Origin of the sequence: Streptomyces sp. SID4985 (assembly GCF_009863025.1) — a bacterium.
In the GTDB taxonomy this organism is placed as follows: domain Bacteria; phylum Actinomycetota; class Actinomycetes; order Streptomycetales; family Streptomycetaceae; genus Streptomyces.
On sequence record NZ_WWIR01000417.1, the window covers coordinates 1 to 1,029 of the forward strand.

The 1,029-nt window shown below is 70.5% G+C and carries 1 protein-coding gene and 1 pseudogene; both read left to right on the plus strand.

Annotation, left to right across the window (positions count from 1 at the left end):
• On the plus strand, positions 1 to 752 hold a 752-nt coding region (locus GTW40_RS18285), incomplete at its 5' end, for a polysaccharide deacetylase family protein (RefSeq protein WP_237525571.1).
• A 47-nt stretch (positions 753 to 799) separates the two neighbouring features.
• Positions 800 to 1,029, plus strand: a pseudogene (locus GTW40_RS18290) (polysaccharide deacetylase family protein); the annotation flags it as partial.

Sequence of the window (1,029 nt, forward strand, 5' to 3'; positions counted from 1 at the left end):
CGGACGCGGCCGCCGCCCGCGCCGCCGAGCAGCGGCGCATGGCCGCCGCCGCCCGCAAATGGGGCCTGAACGAGGTCCCCCTCACCCCGCCCGCGCGCCCCGCGACCAAGCCGGAGATCACCGCCCGCGCCGGTTTCGAGGTCGACCACCAGGACGACTGGGACCTCCCCCCGGTCTTCACCACCATCCCCACCCAGCAGAAGATCGTCTTCCTCACCATCGACGACGGCGCCGAGAAGGACCCCAGGTTCCTGGAGATGATGCGGGAACTGAAGCTCCCGTACACCGCCTTCCTCAGCAACTACCTCGTCAAGGACGACTACGGCTACTTCCGCAAGATGCAGTCGTACGGCAACTCCCTCGAGAACCACACCCTGACCCACCCCTACCTCCCCGGCCTCTCCTACGAGCAGCAGCGCCACGAGATCTGCGGGATGCAGGACATCATGGAGAAGCAGTTCGGCAAGCGCCCCACCGTCCTGCGCCCGCCCTACGGCGACTACAACCAGGACACCCTGCGCGCCGCCAAGTCCTGCGGCATCAAGTACGCGCCGATCTGGAACGAAGAGGTCTACGTCGACCACTGGGAGTACCGCGAGGACGACCAGCGACTGCGCCGTGGCGACATCGTCCTCACCCACTTCCGGGGCCCCGACGAGTGGAACGGCACCATGGTCGACGACATGCGCCGCTTCCTGAACAAGATCACAGCCGAGGGCTACGCGGTCGCCCGCCTGGAGGACTACCTGTGAGGCATGGGGGGCGGGGACGGGTGCGTGCTCGTGCGCGGAGGCGCTCGGTGAGGGGCGGCGCCGCGCGCGCCGCACTGTGCGCCGTCCTCGCCGCGTCCGCCCTCCTGACCGGCTGCGCCCAGTCCGTCGACCCCATCGAGCGCCTCGGCAAGAAGGCCGCCGAGGGAGTCCACCACCCGGTCGTACGCGCCGACCGCGCCTACCGCCACTGGGGCCTGCCCGCCCCCCTCGCCACGGCCCCCCACCACCCCATGACCGCCCGCACGACCACCCCCCT